14 protein-coding genes and 6 tRNA genes are annotated in these 15,609 nt (G+C 61.4%); 1 reads left to right on the plus strand and 19 read right to left on the minus strand.

Annotated elements, in window-relative coordinates; translation table 11 throughout:
- Nucleotides 1-39: 39 nt before the first annotated feature.
- Nucleotides 40-1,527 carry a SulP family inorganic anion transporter gene (locus tag CBW50_RS24575; protein WP_086147953.1) on the minus strand — a complete coding sequence of 496 codons (1,488 nt, stop codon included), beginning with the start codon at nucleotides 1,525-1,527 and terminating at the stop codon, nucleotides 40-42.
- 456 nt (nucleotides 1,528-1,983) lie between these two features.
- Here CBW50_RS24575 and CBW50_RS24580 point away from each other — a divergent pair, with 456 nt between their 5' ends.
- Nucleotides 1,984-2,538, plus strand: a complete 555-nt coding sequence (locus tag CBW50_RS24580) for an inclusion body family protein (protein ID WP_086147954.1) — start codon at nucleotides 1,984-1,986, stop codon at nucleotides 2,536-2,538.
- Nucleotides 2,539-2,670: 132 nt separating this feature from the next.
- On the opposite strand, the gene CBW50_RS24585 is transcribed toward CBW50_RS24580, so the two are convergent.
- The 18 genes from CBW50_RS24585 to CBW50_RS24665 all read right to left on the minus strand — a co-directional run bounded on the left by CBW50_RS24585 (nucleotide 2,671) and on the right by CBW50_RS24665 (nucleotide 15,260).
- Nucleotides 2,671-2,744: transfer RNA gene (locus CBW50_RS24585), tRNA-Cys, on the minus strand.
- A 42-nt stretch (nucleotides 2,745-2,786) separates the two neighbouring features.
- Nucleotides 2,787-2,862, minus strand: a tRNA-Gly gene (locus tag CBW50_RS24590).
- 89 nt (nucleotides 2,863-2,951) lie between these two features.
- Nucleotides 2,952-3,027, minus strand: a tRNA-Gly gene (locus tag CBW50_RS24595).
- 56 nt (nucleotides 3,028-3,083) lie between these two features.
- Nucleotides 3,084-3,159 (minus strand) — tRNA-Gly (locus CBW50_RS24600).
- A 71-nt stretch (nucleotides 3,160-3,230) separates the two neighbouring features.
- Nucleotides 3,231-3,306 (minus strand) — tRNA-Gly (locus CBW50_RS24605).
- A 91-nt stretch (nucleotides 3,307-3,397) separates the two neighbouring features.
- A tRNA-Gly gene (locus CBW50_RS24610) sits at nucleotides 3,398-3,473 on the minus strand.
- 105 nt (nucleotides 3,474-3,578) lie between these two features.
- Nucleotides 3,579-4,163 carry a CDP-diacylglycerol--glycerol-3-phosphate 3-phosphatidyltransferase gene (gene pgsA, locus CBW50_RS24615; RefSeq protein WP_071322919.1) on the minus strand — a complete coding sequence of 195 codons (585 nt, stop codon included), beginning with the start codon at nucleotides 4,161-4,163 and terminating at the stop codon, nucleotides 3,579-3,581.
- A 322-nt stretch (nucleotides 4,164-4,485) separates the two neighbouring features.
- Nucleotides 4,486-4,572: a hypothetical protein gene (locus CBW50_RS30095; protein ID WP_301178821.1), complete on the minus strand. Its 87-nt coding sequence runs from the start codon at nucleotides 4,570-4,572 to the stop codon at nucleotides 4,486-4,488.
- A gap of 108 nt (nucleotides 4,573-4,680) precedes the next feature.
- Entirely contained in the window at nucleotides 4,681-6,561 is a 1,881-nt protein-coding gene (uvrC, locus tag CBW50_RS24620; protein ID WP_086147955.1) for an excinuclease ABC subunit UvrC, read from the minus strand.
- A gap of 85 nt (nucleotides 6,562-6,646) precedes the next feature.
- Entirely contained in the window at nucleotides 6,647-7,048 is a 402-nt protein-coding gene (acpS, locus tag CBW50_RS24625; RefSeq protein ID WP_086147956.1) for a holo-ACP synthase, read from the minus strand.
- Between the two features lie 22 nt (nucleotides 7,049-7,070).
- Nucleotides 7,071-7,832 carry a pyridoxine 5'-phosphate synthase gene (gene pdxJ / locus CBW50_RS24630; RefSeq protein ID WP_086147957.1) on the minus strand — a complete coding sequence of 254 codons (762 nt, stop codon included), beginning with the start codon at nucleotides 7,830-7,832 and terminating at the stop codon, nucleotides 7,071-7,073.
- Between the two features lie 42 nt (nucleotides 7,833-7,874).
- The gene (gene recO / locus CBW50_RS24635; protein WP_086147958.1) at nucleotides 7,875-8,699 is read right to left on the minus strand and encodes a DNA repair protein RecO; all 825 of its coding nucleotides are present in this window, start codon (nucleotides 8,697-8,699) and stop codon (nucleotides 7,875-7,877) included.
- A gap of 28 nt (nucleotides 8,700-8,727) precedes the next feature.
- A complete protein-coding gene (gene era, locus CBW50_RS24640; protein WP_076566641.1) occupies nucleotides 8,728-9,630 on the minus strand; it encodes a GTPase Era in 903 nt (300 codons plus the stop codon).
- A gap of 1 nt (nucleotide 9,631) precedes the next feature.
- Nucleotides 9,632-10,447, minus strand: coding sequence for a ribonuclease III (rnc, locus tag CBW50_RS24645; RefSeq protein ID WP_086147959.1), 816 nt, complete (start codon nucleotides 10,445-10,447; stop codon nucleotides 9,632-9,634).
- Nucleotides 10,448-10,534: 87 nt separating this feature from the next.
- A complete protein-coding gene (lepB, locus tag CBW50_RS24650; protein ID WP_086147960.1) occupies nucleotides 10,535-11,452 on the minus strand; it encodes a signal peptidase I in 918 nt (305 codons plus the stop codon).
- Nucleotides 11,449-13,242 (minus strand): translation elongation factor 4, encoded by a 1,794-nt coding sequence (lepA, locus tag CBW50_RS24655; protein WP_086147961.1) that lies wholly within the window; start codon nucleotides 13,240-13,242, stop codon nucleotides 11,449-11,451. The genes lepB and lepA overlap by 4 nt, the downstream gene beginning before the upstream one ends.
- A 317-nt stretch (nucleotides 13,243-13,559) precedes the next feature.
- Nucleotides 13,560-13,805, minus strand: coding sequence for a glutaredoxin family protein (locus tag CBW50_RS24660; protein WP_086147962.1), 246 nt, complete (start codon nucleotides 13,803-13,805; stop codon nucleotides 13,560-13,562).
- Between the two features lie 54 nt (nucleotides 13,806-13,859).
- Nucleotides 13,860-15,260, minus strand: a complete 1,401-nt coding sequence (locus CBW50_RS24665) for a Do family serine endopeptidase (protein ID WP_226935989.1) — start codon at nucleotides 15,258-15,260, stop codon at nucleotides 13,860-13,862.
- Nucleotides 15,261-15,609 lie beyond the last annotated feature (349 nt).

Below are 15,609 nucleotides of genomic sequence, written 5' to 3' on the forward strand. Positions count from 1 at the left end.
GATGTCGCGCACCATGCGCGGGACTACCTGGCCAGCATTTTACGCCACGCTCGCATCCACGCCTGCACGCTGCAGCAAGGCCTGGCTGCGGCCGGACAAGTGCATCACCCGCACCTGCTTGCCCGCCTTGTCATAACGCTCATACAAAGCCTCGATGGCCGCAATGGCCGAATGGTCGGCCAGGTGCAGGTGGCGGCAGTCGAGGACGACGCGCGCCGGGTCCGTGGCCGGCTGGAACAGCTGCTGGAAATGCGCGACCGAGGCAAAGAACAGGGTGCCGTGCGGCACGTACACGCGCACGCCCGGCGTGCTGTCATCGGTGTCGGTCCGCATCTCGCGCGCATGTTGCCAGGCAAAATTCAAGGCGGCAATGACGATGCCGCACAGCACAGCCGTCGCCAGGTCCGTGAACACGGTGATCACCGTCACGGCAACGATCACCAGCGCATCGTGGCGCGGCACCTTGCCCAGCACGCGCAAGGAACCCCAGGCAAACGTCTGTTGCGCTACGACAAACATCACGCCGACCAGGGCGGCCAGCGGGATGCGCTCGATCAAGGGCGACAGGAACAGGATGAACAGCAAAATCATCACGCCGGCCGTCACGCCCGACAGGCGCGAGCGCCCGCCCGAGCTCAGGTTGATCATGGTCTGCCCGATCATGGCGCAGCCGCCCATGCCGCCAAACAGGCCCGAGACGACATTCGCGGCGCCGAGGGCGATGCATTCACGGTTGGGCTGGCCCCGCGTTTCGGTAATCTCATTTGTGAGATTAAATGTGAGCAAGGTTTCCAGCAAGCCCACCATGGCCATCAGGGCCGCATACGGCAAGATGATGTGCAAGGTAGCCATGTCCAGCGGCACCGCGGGCCAGTGCAGGACCGGCAGGCCGCCGGCGATATGCGCGAGGTCGCCCAGGGTGCGCGTGGGCAAGTGCAAGCTGTAGCTGAGCACGCCGACGCCAAGGATGGCCACCAAGGCGGGCGGCACGGCGCGCGTGATGCGCGGCAACACGTAGACGATGGCCATGGTGAGAAGCACCAGCGCGCCCATCACGAGCAAGGCCGTGCCTTGCAGCCAGGTTTCCCCTTGCGGCGTGAGCTGGCGAAAATGTTCCAGCTGGGCCATGGCGATGATGATGGCCAGGCCATTCACGAAGCCCAGCATCACCGGATGCGGCACCATGCGGATCAGCTTGCCCAGACGCAAGATGCCGAACAGCGCCATCAGGATGCCGCCGAGCACCACGGTGGCCAGCAGATACTGCACGCCGTGCCGGGCCACCAGCGCCACGATGACGACGGCCATGGAACCGGCGGCGCCCGAAATCATGCCGGGACGCCCGCCAAAGATGGCTGTCAGCGCGCAGATGATGCAGGCGCCGTACAGGCCCATCAGGGGATTGAGCTGCGCCACCAGGGCAAAGGCGATGCATTCGGGCACCAGGGCGAACGAGGTGGTGAGGCCCGCCAGGACATTTTTTTGCGGCGCAGAGGACCACTCGTCCCGAAAAGTTGTGTTGAGCATTGATTCAAATCCAGAGTCGGAACAGGGAAAAGCGGGCCTGGGCGCGAATCATCAGGCACAGCCATGCATACGGACGCCACAGGAAGCCGGGACCAGGTCAAACGGAGGGGAAATCGTCAGTGGCTACATGGGCTTGGCGGAAAGGAAAGATCCATCCGCGCGCCAGGCGGGGCCGTTGAGCCTGCCCGCATTATACAAGAACGGTCAGCAGCGGCAGGCCGGCCGGCGGCACGCAGCCGCGGCCGACGCCGGCCGACGCGGAATGTTTCCAATAGCTATATTTGCAAAATAAGAATAATTTAAATGGAATATTTTAAATAATGCCGTTGTTTCAATTGGAGAGTATCTATGCAATTTTCTCCATTATTCTACACAGCAGTGGTGGAGACTGTTTACCACATTAAAAAACGGGGCGTATCCGAAAAGCCAGACGAGTAGGAAAACTCAGGAGGAATCATGACCGACGCGCAATTATATGCCAGCAATATTACAATCAACATTCTCGTTGTAATAGACACCGATCTGATCATGGCCCAGCATCCGCGTCAGACCGCCCCTGATCAGACCAAGCCCGTGGGACTGGCGCATACCAGCCAGTACATGATTGCCACCGACCCGCGCGGCATCAACAGCGGACAAGGCTCGGCCGACCTGAGTTTCAGGGCCAACGTGGGCGACTATGTCTCCTTCACCGGCGCTTCCATCTATGACAACGCCGATTCGGCCGTCATTGTCTATGGCATCAATTACTGGAATGGCGACAAGGTCTTCAATAACTTTGTCTCCAATACCATTACCCGCAGAAATGCGGCCATGCCGAATTCGGATTCCTCGAATGGCTTGCCGGCGATACAGCAATCGCGCAATTTTTCCAATTTCACGGCGCAGGTATCCAAATCCGGCACGGAAAATTTCTACGTTTATATTGCCGTATATAGCCTGAATGACGACGGCCAGACGCAAAGCCTGTATGGTTATTTTTATTGGGATCCACAGATTACTGTCGGTTAGTCATTTCCCGGAAATTAAATAAATTAAAGCCATTTATTTAATGACAGCCGACGCCATTCACGCCGCCACAGGCGAAAAAAAAGCCCACCGAAGTGGGCTTTTTTATCTGCGCATTGATGACTGCGCTGCATCTGGAGGCGAGGACGGGAATCGAACCCGTCTAAACGGCTTTGCAGGCCGCTGCATAACCTCTTTGCTACCTCGCCAGAGGAACTGCTTGGATGCGCCTCGCGGCCCACCTTGAAAACTGGAGCGGGAGAAGAGTCTCGAACTCTCGACCTCAACCTTGGCAAGGTTGCGCTCTACCAACTGAGCTACTCCCGCATTGGAGCTTGTTTACCGCTTAATCACGCCGCATGACTGCTTTGCGGCGGATAAAAAAAGGAAGCCAGCTTCGCTTCCCTTTAGAATTCTGGAGCGGGAGAAGAGTCTCGAACTCTCGACCTCAACCTTGGCAAGGTTGCGCTCTACCAACTGAGCTACTCCCGCATTGGAGCTTCTATTTTCTGCTGCTGCCATTCTTGCTGTACTGCACCAGCGTTCGCTGGAGCGGGAGAAGAGTCTCGAACTCTCGACCTCAACCTTGGCAAGGTTGCGCTCTACCAACTGAGCTACTCCCGCATACGAACCGCTATTTTACTGCTTTTTACTACCGTTTACCAGTGCTGCTTTACTGCTGATCCAGTGTTCACTGGAGCGGGAGAAGAGTCTCGAACTCTCGACCTCAACCTTGGCAAGGTTGCGCTCTACCAACTGAGCTACTCCCGCAGTGGACAACATTGTATCAGAAGCTCTACTACATCGCCAGTACTACTTTTTACTACATTCGCTGTTTTACCTATGACCCGATCCAGAAAACTGGAGCGGGAGAAGAGTCTCGAACTCTCGACCTCAACCTTGGCAAGGTTGCGCTCTACCAACTGAGCTACTCCCGCGTCATCAACAACAGGCCAGCATTATAGAGGGATTACAGGGGCTGTCAACGGGCAATATCTGGTCTTTTGCAAAATATTCCGCATAAAGCAGCCGCCTGCCTGTTCTTAGTGCAAATTTCCGGCCTTTTCTTTAATCAGCGGCCATGCCAGGCGCAAGTAATAGAACATCGACCACACGGTCAGCACGCAGGCGATCCACAGCAGGCGCTCGCCCCACACGTGGGTGTCGATCGCGCCGAAAATGACTTCGTGGTACAGCAACAGGGGGATGGCCGTCATTTGCGCGGCCGTCTTGATCTTGCCGATCGAGCTGACGGCCACCGATTTCGACGCGCCGATCTGCGCCATCCATTCGCGCAGCGCGGAAATCGTGATTTCGCGGCCGATGATGATGAAGGCCAGCACGGCATTGACACGGTCCAGCTGCACCAGCACCAGCAAGGCGCCCGCCACCATCAGCTTGTCGGCGACCGGGTCGAGGAAGGCGCCGAAGGCCGACGTCTGGTTCCAGCGCCGCGCGAGAAAGCCGTCGAACCAGTCCGTCACGGCCGCAACAATGAAGACCAGGGTGGCGACCAGGTTCTGGTCGCCATGCAGCAGCATCGACGGCGGCAGGTAAAACACGCCGACGACGAGCGGAATCAGGGCCACGCGCAGCCAGGTCAGAAGGATGGGAATATTAAAAGGCATAGGAAAGCAATCGGCCGACGGGTAAATTGAACATGAAGAAAGCGTGAAGAAAGCGCCACTAGTCTACATGGCCCCGGGGCATTAGCCTAGTCCGGTTGCGGCGGCGCCGGACCAGGCCTTCCATTCATCAATGCAACTGCCTGCAGATTTCTTCCGCAAGCCGGGTCGAAATCCCCTCCACCGACATCAGGTCCTCGACGCTGGCGTCGACCACGCCGCGCAGGCCACCAAAGCGCGACAGCTGCTTCTGGCGGCGCCTGGCGTCGCATTGCGCCCCTTTCGATCTCTTCCAGGCGCGACCTCTGGCGTGCCCGGACGGGTATTAGTGCAACTGCCTGYAGATTTCTTCCGCAAGCTGGGTCGAAATCCCYTCCACCGACATCAGGTCCTCGACGCTGGCGTCGACCACGCCGCGCAGGCCGCCAAARCGCGACAGCAGCTTCTGGCGGCGCCTGGCGYCGCATTGCGCCCCTTTCGATCTCTTCCAGGCGCGACCTCTGGCGTGCCCGGACGGGTATTAATGCAACTGCCTGYAGATTTCTTCCGCAAGCTGGGTCGAAATCCCCTCCACCGACATCAGGTCCTCGACGCTGGCGTCGACCACGCCGCGCAGGCCGCCAAAGCGCGACAGCAGCTTCTGGCGGCGCTTGGCGCCGATGCCTTCGATCTCTTCCAGGCGCGAGGTCTGGCGCGTCTTGGCCCGCTTGGCGCGCATGCCGGTGATGGCGAAGCGGTGCGCCTCGTCGCGGATTTGCGCGATCAGCATCAGCGCCGCCGATTCCTTGCCCAGTTCCTGCGCCGCGCGGCCGTCGACGAACAGCAGGGTTTCCAGGCCCACCTTGCGCCCTTCCCCCTTGGCCACGCCGACAATCAAGCTGATATCGAGTCCCAGCTCGGCGAACACCTGGCGCGCCATTTCGATCTGTCCCTTGCCGCCGTCGATCAGCACCACGTCGGGCATCACGCCGTCGCCATTGGCCACCTTTTCGTAGCGGCGCATCAAGACCTGGCGCATGGCCGCGTAATCGTCGCCGGGCGTGATATCGTTGATGTTATAGCGCCGGTATTCGCCATTCTGCATGGCGTGGTGGTGGAATACCACGCACGAGGCCTGCGTCGCCTCGCCCTGCGTGTGGCTGATATCGAAACACTCGACGCGCAGGCTGTCGAGATCTTCCGTCTCCAGGCGCAGCGCTTCGGCCAGCGCGCGCGTGCGCGACTGCTGCGAACCTTGCTCCGACAACAAGCGGGCCAGCGAAATCTCGGCGCCCTTTTGCGCCATCTCAAGCCACTGGCGGCGCTGTCCCTGCGGCTGGAAGATCAGGTTGATGCGGTGGCCGCACTGCTCCATCAGCGCCACCATCAGGGCCGGCTGGTCGAACTCGATATTCAGGATCAGGGTGCCGGGAATGGATTTTTCCGTGTAATGCTGGGCCAGGAAAGCGGCCAGCACTTCCACCTCGATCGGCTCTTCGGCAATCGCCGCCGCATCGCTGAGCTGGCTGGGGAAGTAGGCGCGGTCGCCCAGGTGGCGCCCGCCCCGTACCATGGCCAGGTTGACGCAGGCGCGCCCGCCCTGCACCAGCACGGCGAGGATGTCCACGTCGGCGTCGCCCGTCGTTTCCATGCTCTGCTGGTGCAGCACGCGCGACAGCGAGGCGATCTGGTTGCGCACCACCACGGCCTGCTCGAATTTCAGCTCGGCGGCAAACGCGTGCATCTTCTTTTCCAGGTCGGCCAGCACTTCGCTCTGGCGCCCGCGCAGGAAACGCGCCGCGTTTTCCACGTCGTTTTTATAGTCTTCCTTGCTGATCAGGTCCACGCACGGCGCGCTGCAGCGGCCGATCTGGTGCAGCAGGCACGGCCGCGTGCGGTTCGCGTAGACGCTGTCCTCGCAGGTGCGGATCAAAAACACCTTTTGCAGGATCTGCATCGATTCCTTGACGGCCCAGGAACTGGGAAACGGCCCGAAATACTGGTTTTTCTTGTCCACCGCGCCCCGGTAATACACCATGCGCGGCGCATCGCCATTCGTGATTTTCAGATACGGATACGACTTGTCGTCGCGGAACAGGATGTTGTAGCGCGGCTGCAGCGCCTTGATCAGGTTGTTTTCCAGGATCAAGGCTTCCGCTTCGCTGTGCGTGACGGTCGTTTCCAGGCGCGCGATGCGCTCGACCATCATGGCGATGCGGGGGCTGGCCAGGTTCTTCTGGAAATAGCTGGACACGCGCTTTTTCAGGTCGCGCGCCTTGCCTACATACAACACCTTGTCGGCGGCGTCGAAATAGCGGTACACGCCGGGCAAATTCGGCAGCTTGGCGACGGTGGCCAGCACCTGCGCGCGCGGGTCGGGCGGCGTTTCCGCCAAGGAAGATTCTGGGCTTGCTTCGGTCATTGCTGGCTCTTAAATGGGGTCAGACCGCCGGGGGAATACGTCCCAATGGCACGCATTCCGATCAAACAAGACGGACCCCGGCATCTCATTGCTGCTCCGCCTGTTCCACGATCACGAACGCGACCGCATATTCTTCTTCATCGCTGATCGTCACTTGCGCGCTCAGGCGGTGCTGCTCCATGAACTCGGCCAGCACGCCGCTGCAGACGATCATCGGCTTGCCGCTGGGATGGTTCAGCATCTGCGCGGCGGGCCAGGTCATCGGCATGCGCAGGCCCAGGCCGATGGCCTTGGAAAACGCCTCCTTGGCCGCAAAGCGCGTGGCCAGGAAGCGCACGCCGCGCACGGCGTTCTTGGCGCTGCGGGCGCGGAATTTCTCCAGCTCCTGCGGCCCCAGTATCTTTTTGGCGAAACGCTCGCCATGGCGCGCCAGGGCGGCCTCGATGCGGGGAATCTTGCAGATATCGGTGCCGATGCCGTAGATCATGCCGCCTCCTTGCTATCCATGCTCAGGCCCGGTGGCCGAGGCGCGTGGCCACCATGATGGCCTTCATTTCGCGCACGGCGTTTTCCCAGCCGACGAACACGGCACGGGCGACGATGGCGTGGCCGATGTTCAGTTCGGCAATATCGGGAATGGCGGCGATCGCCTGCACGTTGGTGTAGTGCAAGCCGTGGCCCGCGTTGACCTTCAAGCCGCGGCCCACGCCGAACAGCACGCCCGCCTCGATGCGCTCCAGTTCCGCCAATTGCTCCGCGCCTGCCGTATCGGCATAGCGGCCCGTGTGCAGCTCGATCACGGGCGCCCCGAGCTCGGCGGCGGCGGCGATCTGCTGCTCGTCGGCATCGATGAACAGGCTCACGCGGATGCCCTCGCCCTGCAGCTGCCGCACGGCCGCCTGCACTTCCTTGAAGTAGCGCACCACGTCCAGGCCGCCCTCGGTGGTCACTTCCGTGCGTTTTTCCGGCACCAGGCACACATCGGCCGGGCGAATGCGGCAGGCAAAATCAATCATTTCCTGCGTCACGGCCGCTTCCAGGTTCATGCGCGTGAGCAATTGCGGCGCGATGGCGATCACGTCCGCATCCTTGATGTGGCGCCGGTCCTCGCGCAAATGCAGGGTGATGGCGTCGGCGCCCGCCTGTTCGGCCAGCAGGGCCGCGCGGACCGGGTCCGGATACGCGGTGCCGCGCGCATTGCGCAAGGTGGCCACGTGGTCGATATTGACGCCCAGGTCGATGACGGGGCCGGCAGGCTGCAAAAAGCTCATAGTGATGGTATCCGTAAAGTGCTGTCGCGCGGCGGACCGCCGCTACAGCTGCATTAAATCGATCAGTATCTGGCGCGTGTTCAAGGTGGCGCCTCCCAGTTGATGGGCCAGCAGGAAGCGCATCAGCAGCTTGCTTTGCGCCTGCGTGGCCACGTCAAGATAATCTTCGCGCTCCATGTCGAGCAGGGTCTTGCCCGTGATCCTGGGCCAGGCGTCGGCGGCGCGCGCCGGGCGCGGCCCCCGTTCCGGGTCGACCACGTACACCTGCCCCGCCTGGACGGCCTGGCGCGTGCCCGTGCAGCGCGTCAGGTCGGCCGCCACGCCCGTTTCCTTGAGCAGGGCGCGCTCGAACTTGCGCAGCACAATGGGCGCCGGCTCATTGTGCGCCAGTTGATTCAAGGTGGCAACGTAGTGGTCGAACAGCACGGGATGCGGGTCGTCGCGCGCCAGCAGCTTGACGAGCAGTTCATTCAGGTAAAAGCCACACAGCAGCGCGGTCTTTTCCAGCGGCAACATGCCGCCCACCCATTCCGCGCCCGTCAGGATGCGCAGCTCGGACTTGCCTGTCCAGCCTGCCTGCAGGGGCTGGAAGGTCTGCAGCACGCCGCGCAGCTGCGAATGGGGCCGCTTGGCGCCCTTGGCGACGAGCGCGATGCGGCCGTATTCGCGCGTAAACACGTCGACGATGAGGCTGGTTTCCTTGTGCGGGTAGCTGTGCAGCACGAAGGCTGGCTGGCCCGTGATGCGGCCGTCGCGCGCGGGCGGACGGCTGCGCCGGGGTGCGGCCGGCGCGGAAGGTGCGGCCGGCGGCGCGGGGACGAGCGCGGCTGGCGCGGAGTCAGGCTGCGCTGGCGTGGTGGTGCTCATGCGTGTGGCGTCGCCCCCGGGTTGCGGATTACTCGTAGCCGTAGGCGCGCAAGCCCGCCTCGTTGTCGGCCCAGCCCGACTTGACCTTGACCCAGATTTCCAGGTACACGGGGCCGCCGAACAGCTTTTCCATGTCCAGGCGGGCCTGCGTGGACACTTCCTTCAGGCGCGCGCCCTTGTTGCCGATAATCATGGACTTGTGCGTATCGCGCTCGACCAGGATGGCGGCGAACACGCGGCGCAGATCGCCTTCCTGCTCGAACTTCTCGATCAGCACGGTGCTCGTGTACGGCAGTTCGTCGCCGACGAAGCGGAACAGCTTTTCGCGCACGATTTCCGAGGCGAGGAATTTTTCGCTGCGGTCCGTGATGTCGTCCGGGCCAAAGATGGGCTGGTTTTCCGGCAGGAAGCGCTTGATCTCGTTCTGCAAGCCTTCCAGCTGGAAGTGCAGCTTGGCGGACACGGGCACGATGGCGGCGAAGTCGCGCATGGCGGCGATCTTTTGCGCAAACGGCAGCAATACGGCCTTATCCTTGACGCGATCAGATTTATTAATGACGAGGATGCACGGCACTTCCTTCGGCAGCAGGTCCATCACTTGCTGGTCGGCCGGGCCGAAGGTGCCCGCCTCGATCACGTACAAAATGACGTCCGAGGAAATCAGCGTGTTCGTCACCGTCTTGTTGAGCGTCTTGTTCAGCGCGTTCGAATGGCGCGTCTGGAAGCCTGGCGTGTCGACGTAGATGAATTGCGCGTCCGGCAGCGTCTGGATGCCCGTGATGCGGTGGCGCGTCGTCTGCGCCTTGCGCGAAGTGATGCTGACCTTCGCGCCGATCAGCACGTTCATCAGGGTCGATTTGCCCACATTGGGGCGGCCCACGATGGCGATATAGCCACAGCGGAAGTTGTCGGGCATTTTGGTGGCAGTCATGCTAGTGTCGATTCTGTTTAGTGTGAGCGGCGATCGCCGGGGCCGCGGAGGCTGGCGCGTCGTCGCTCTGGATGGTGGCAATGCCGGCCAGCTTGAGCTGGGCGGCGCGCGGTTTGGGCTTGCGGCTGGCGGCAGGCGACTTCAGCAGCGCCTGCTCGGCCACGTCCAGCGCCAGTTTGGCGGCGGCTTGCTCACCGGCGCGGCGGCTTCCGCCACGGCCGTAGACCTGGATGTTCAATTTCGGCACCAGGCATTCGATCTCGAATTCCTGGCTGTGGGCGGCGCCGTGGGTGGCCACCACGTTGTACTGTGGCAGCGAAATTTTCTTGCTTTGCAAAAACTCCTGCAGCAGGGTCTTGGCATCCTTGCCCAGGGTCTGCGGATCGACCGAGTCGAGTATCGGGATGTAGAACGCGCGGATCACCGTGCTGGCCGCGTCGAAGCCCGTATCGAGGAAGATGGCGCCCAGCAGGGCTTCGAGGGTGTCGGCGAGGATGGACGGACGGCGGAAGCCGCCCGATTTGAGCTCGCCTTCGCCCAGGCGCAGGAATTGCGACAGTTCCAGCTTTTGCGCGATCTCATACAGCGACTGCTGCTTGACCAGGTTGGCGCGCAGGCGCGACAGATCGCCCTCGTCGATGGTCTTGAAGCGCTCGTACAGGATGGAGGCGACCACGCAGTTGAGGATGGAGTCGCCGAGGAATTCCAGCCGCTCGTTATGCAAACTGCTGTGGCTACGATGCGTCAAGGCTTGCTGCAACAGGCCAGCATCCTGGAACGTATAGCCTAGACGGGTTTGCAATAGCTGAAGATTCATTGTTGTTTCTGTGTCATCTGATTGATTCGGCTGGCCGCCGCGCGGGGAGTCGGCGCGGCAGCCATGGGTATTGCATGCAAGAAATACTTAATGGATGCCGCCTACGCGTTTCGGGTTGCTGAAGTTCATCCACACGAGGAAGGCCTTGCCGACGATGTTTTCGTTCGGCACGAAGCCCCAGTAGCGGCTGTCCGCACTATTGTCGCGGTTGTCGCCCATCATGAAGTAGTTGCCTGCTGGTACCACGCAAGTGAAACCGTCTTCGTTGTAGTTGCACGCCTCCTTGTGGGGGAAATCCTTGACTTCGCGCAAGTTCAACGTGGGAGCAGGCTCGTCGTTGAGGATGCGGTGGCTCACGCCCGTCAGGTTTTCTTCCAGCTGCTTGTGGTACACGGTGCTTTCGTCGTCCAGGTAATCGTCCAGCGGCGTGTACGCCACTTCCTTGCCGTTGACCGTCAAGCGCTTGTTTTCATAGGTGATTTTATCACCGGGCACGCCGATCACGCGCTTGATATAGTCTTGCGACATATCTTTCGGATACTTGAACACCATCACGTCGCCGCGCTGCGGGTCGTTGACTTCAATGATGCGCTTGTTGACGATCGGCAAACGAATGCCATAGGTGAACTTGTTGACCAGGATCAAATCGCCCACCAGCAGGGTCGGCACCATCGAGCTCGACGGGATCTTGAACGGTTCGTACAGGAACGAGCGCAGGCAGAACACGAGGGCGATGACGGGGAAGAAGCTGCCCGAATACTCGACCCAGGTGGGCTGGCGCAGCAGGGCCGCCTCGATGGCGGCGCGGCTGCCGCCCGCATCGGACTTGATGTTTTCGGCGGCCAGTCTGGACTGGCGCGCGTCGAACTCGGCCAGGGCGCGGTCGGCCGCCTTGCGGCGCTGCTTGGACAGATAAAACACGTCCAGGCACCATACCAGGCCCGTCAGCACCATCAGCACGAACAGGATTAAAGCGAAATTTCCTAAGATCACTTGCAGGTTCATTTATCGTCCACTTGTAAAATTGCCAGGAATGCTTCTTGCGGGATCTCTACGGAACCCACTTGCTTCATGCGCTTCTTGCCCGCTTTTTGTTTTTCCAGCAATTTTTTCTTGCGGCTGATATCGCCGCCATAGCACTTCGCCAGCACGTTCTTGCGCAAGGCTTTCACGTTTTCGCGCGAAATGATGTTGGCGCCGATGGTCGCTTGAATCGCCACGTCGAACATCTGGCGCGGGATCAGCTCGCGCATCTTGGCGGCCACCTGGCGGCCGCGGTACTGGCTGTTCGAGCGGTGGACGATGATGGCCAGCGCATCGACTTTTTCGCTGTTGATCAGCATGTCGACCTTGACCACGTCGGCCGCGCGGTATTCCTTGAACTCGTAATCCATCGAGGCATAGCCGCGCGACGTCGATTTCAGGCGGTCGAAGAAGTCCAGCACGATCTCGGCCATCGGCATTTCATACACGAGCTTGACCTGGCGGCCGTGGTAGCTCATGTCCAGCTGGATGCCGCGCTTGGCGATGCACAGGGTAATCACGGAACCCACGTATTCCTGCGGCATGTACAGGTTGACGGTGACGATAGGCTCGCGCACTTCCTCGATGCGCGACGGGTCGGGCATCTTCGACGGATTGTCGACGTTGATCAGGGTGCCGTCGCGCTGGATCACTTCATACACGACGGTGGGCGCCGTCGTGATCAGGTCCATGTCGAATTCGCGCTCGAGGCGCTCCTGCACGATTTCCATGTGCAGCAAGCCCAGGAAGCCGCAGCGGAAGCCGAAGCCCAGCGCCTGCGACACTTCCGGCTCGTACATCAGGGCCGCGTCGTTCAGTTTCAGCTTTTCCAGCGAGTCGCGCAGCGCATCGTACTGGTTCGCTTCGACGGGGAACAGGCCGGCGAACACCTGCGGCTGCACTTCCTTGAAGCCAGGCAACGGTTCGGCGGCGGGACGATTGGCCAGGGTGACGGTGTCGCCCACTTTCGCCGCCTTCAATTCCTTGATGCCGGCGATGATGAAGCCCACCTGGCCAGCGGAGAGTTGCGGCAACGATTGCGAACGGGGCGAGAACACGCCGATGTCTTCCACCAGCTGCACCGAGTCGGTGGCCATCAGGCGGATCTTGTCCTTCGGTTTCAGGGTGCCGTTGACCACGCGCACCAGCATCACCACGCCCACATAGGAGTCGTACCAGGAGTCGACGATCAGCGCCTGCAGCGGCGCATCCGGGTCGCCCTTCGGCGGCGGCACCTTGGCGATCAGCGATTCGAGCACGTCCTGCACGCCCAGGCCCGTCTTGGCCGAGCAATGCACGGCGTCGGTGGCGTCGATGCCGATCACGTCTTCGATCTCGGCAATGGCGGTCGGCGGATCGGCGTTCGGCAAGTCGATCTTGTTCAGCACGGGCACTACTTCGACGCCCAGGTCCAGCGCCGTATAGCAGTTGGCCACGGTTTGCGCTTCCACGCCTTGCGATGCATCAACGACCAGCAGCGCGCCTTCGCAGGCGGACAGCGAGCGCGACACTTCATAGCTGAAGTCAACGTGGCCCGGCGTATCGATCAGGTTCAGGTTGTAGATCTGGCCATCGCGCGCCTTGTAGTGCAGGGCCGCCGTTTGCGCCTTGATGGTAATGCCGCGCTCGCGCTCCAGATCCATCGAATCGAGCACCTGCGCCTCCATCTCGCGGTCGGACAAGCCGCCGCACAATTGAATGATGCGGTCAGCCAGGGTCGATTTACCGTGGTCAATATGGGCGATGATGGAGAAGTTGCGTATGTTGTTCATTAACTAATATAAGTGCGAAGTTGACGACACTGCTTTAACAGGAATCATGGGGATCATGCTCGGGCCAAGCCGGGCCAAAACCGGGCACCCCACTCATGATGAAAAAAGCGCTCCGAGCAGGACATCTGCATGCCCAGGCGAGCGCTTTTGAAGCGACAGAAGCTGCTGCCTCGGACAGTAGCTTTTTCGACCTCCCCATTTTACCGGATTTCAGAGCGGAAAGCCCGTCTTATGAGGCCGCAGCCGGGGCGAGGCGACAATTTCGCCTGTTTTTCGCACCAGAATGGTGCGATGCGGTGTCAATATTGCCATTTAAACTACACCAGGCAGCGCCGCACGGCTGCTTCGTCGAGAAAATAGTGGCACAGCGCCGGCTGCGCCAGGTCGCCGAACAGGACCGGCACCAATTCATCGAAACGGGCCAGCAGACTGGCGTCAGGGGAGTCGTCAATGTCGATCACGTCGACCGTGAAAGGCTGGTCTGGCGGCTGCAGCAGGAGCAAGGCGTCGAGCATGTCCTGGCATAAATGGCAGTAACTGCGGGAATACAGGGTGAAATGCATGGAAAAGGGGGAAAGGCATCCCGGCCAGGCCGGGATGCGGGTGGAATCAGAAACTTACTTGGCCGACGGGCGCAGCGGCACGAATTGCGCCGTGTCGCCACGGCGCACGAGCACGGCCGCAGACTTCTTCGGATCGAGCCTGGCCACCAGCGCATTGAACTGCTTGGCGTCCTTGACGGCAACATTATTCAGTTGCAAGATCACGTCGCCTGGCTGCAAGCCGGCCTGGGCGGCCACGCCATCGGCGTCATCGACTTGCACGCCAGCATCGATCTTCAGTTCCTGCTTCTTCGCGGCCGGCACGTCGCTGACCTTCAGGCCCAGCGCGTTGGCCGTTTGCGCCTCCGGCTCCCGGGCGCCCTTCTTGGCCGTCTTGCCGCTATCGAGCTCGCTCACGGTGATGGGCAAGGTCTGCTGCGCGCCATTGCGCCAGATGGTGATGTTGGCCTTGCCGTTCACGGTGGCGCCGCCTACCAGGCGCGGCAGGTCGGACCAGCGCTCGATTGCCGCGCCATTGAATTTCAGGATGATGTCGCCGGCCTTGATGCCCGCCTTGTCGGCCGCGCCGCCCGGTTCCACCATCGATACTTGCGCGCCATTTCCATTTGGCAAGCCCAGCGATTCCGCCACCTCCTTGCTGACGGCGCCGATCTGCACGCCGATGCGTCCGCGCACCACTTTGCCCGTCTTCTTCAGCTGCTCGCCCACGCGCATGGCTTCATCGATGGGCACGGCAAACGAAATGCCGTTGTAGGCGCCGGACAGGGTGGCGATCTGCGAATTGATGCCGATCACTTCGCCGCGCATATTGATCAACGGGCCGCCCGAGTTGCCGGGATTGACGGCCACGTCGCTCTGGATCAGCGGCAGGTAGTCGCCCGTGTCGCGGGCCTTGGCGGAAATGATGCCGGCCGTTACCGTATTTTCCAGGTTGAACGGCGAGCCGATGGCGATCACCCACTCGCCCACGCGGATCTTGTTCGAGTCGCCGATGGTCAGGCGCGGCAGGTTGGCGCCTTCGATCTTCAGCAAGGCCACGTCGGTGGCCGCGTCGGCGCCGATCACCTTGGCCTTGAATTCGCGCTTGTCCGTCAGGGTCACGTAGACCTCGTCGGCGCCATCGACGACGTGCGCATTGCTCAGCACGTAGCCGTCGGCTGAAATGATGAAGCCGGAACCGACCCCGCGCTGCACTTCCTGCTCCTGCGGCACGGCGCGACGGCCGCCGCGCGGCGCCTGCTGGCGCGGCGCCGGCATGGCGCCGCCGAAGAAGCGGCGCAGGAATTCCTGCATTTCCTGCTCATCCTGGCCGCCCATGCCGGGGCCGTTCATCCTCAGGCGCTCGGTGGTGCGGATATTCACGACGGCCGGGCCGACGGCGTCGACCAGGTCTGAAAAATCAGGCAGTTTCACGGCCGGCACGGCAGCGTGGGCCTGTGGCGCCAGGCCCAGCATGGTCGGGGCGAAAAAGACGCCAGCCGTACCGAACAATAAGGCGGAAAGCGTCTTCACTGAAAACGTCTTGCTGGCAGCACACATGTTTTTTTTCATGGAAAGGATCTTTTCGAATATTAAAACGGATCAGGCGATTGCCTGCGCGCATGATTCGCCGTCATCGCCGAATCCCAGGGAAACACACCTGGGCGCACGCATGGCATGCAACAATATATCGCAAAAGCAAGATATTGCCTGTTCATAGTGTCAATCGGGGGGAAGTCCCGTGTCAAGGGGGCGCGCATGGCATTAAGCCTCGCGTAAGACGGGCAAGCGCCCTAGCGCGGCGCCAGCGGCTCGGGCATGCCCG

Origin of the sequence: Janthinobacterium sp. GW458P (assembly GCF_002127585.1) — a bacterium.
In the GTDB taxonomy this organism is placed as follows: Bacteria; Pseudomonadota; Gammaproteobacteria; order Burkholderiales; family Burkholderiaceae_D; genus Janthinobacterium.

Excerpts from the sequence above, each read along its gene's own strand:
- CBW50_RS24575 (WP_086147953.1), bottom strand. The coding sequence starts at position 1,527 with ATGCTCAACACAACTTTTCGGGACGAGTGGTCCTCTGCGCCGCAAAAA.
- CBW50_RS24580 (WP_086147954.1), top strand. The coding sequence starts at position 1,984 with ATGACCGACGCGCAATTATATGCCAGCAATATTACAATCAACATTCTC.
- pgsA (WP_071322919.1), bottom strand. The coding sequence starts at position 4,163 with ATGCCTTTTAATATTCCCATCCTTCTGACCTGGCTGCGCGTGGCCCTG.
- acpS (WP_086147956.1), bottom strand. The coding sequence starts at position 7,048 with ATGATCTACGGCATCGGCACCGATATCTGCAAGATTCCCCGCATCGAG.
- pdxJ (WP_086147957.1), bottom strand. The coding sequence starts at position 7,832 with ATGAGCTTTTTGCAGCCTGCCGGCCCCGTCATCGACCTGGGCGTCAAT.
- recO (WP_086147958.1), bottom strand. The coding sequence starts at position 8,699 with ATGAGCACCACCACGCCAGCGCAGCCTGACTCCGCGCCAGCCGCGCTC.
- era (WP_076566641.1), bottom strand. The coding sequence starts at position 9,630 with ATGACTGCCACCAAAATGCCCGACAACTTCCGCTGTGGCTATATCGCC.
- rnc (WP_086147959.1), bottom strand. The coding sequence starts at position 10,447 with ATGAATCTTCAGCTATTGCAAACCCGTCTAGGCTATACGTTCCAGGAT.
- lepB (WP_086147960.1), bottom strand. The coding sequence starts at position 11,452 with ATGAACCTGCAAGTGATCTTAGGAAATTTCGCTTTAATCCTGTTCGTG.
- lepA (WP_086147961.1), bottom strand. The coding sequence starts at position 13,242 with ATGAACAACATACGCAACTTCTCCATCATCGCCCATATTGACCACGGT.
- CBW50_RS24660 (WP_086147962.1), bottom strand. The coding sequence starts at position 13,805 with ATGCATTTCACCCTGTATTCCCGCAGTTACTGCCATTTATGCCAGGAC.
- CBW50_RS24665 (WP_226935989.1), bottom strand. The coding sequence starts at position 15,260 with ATGCTGGGCCTGGCGCCACAGGCCCACGCTGCCGTGCCGGCCGTGAAA.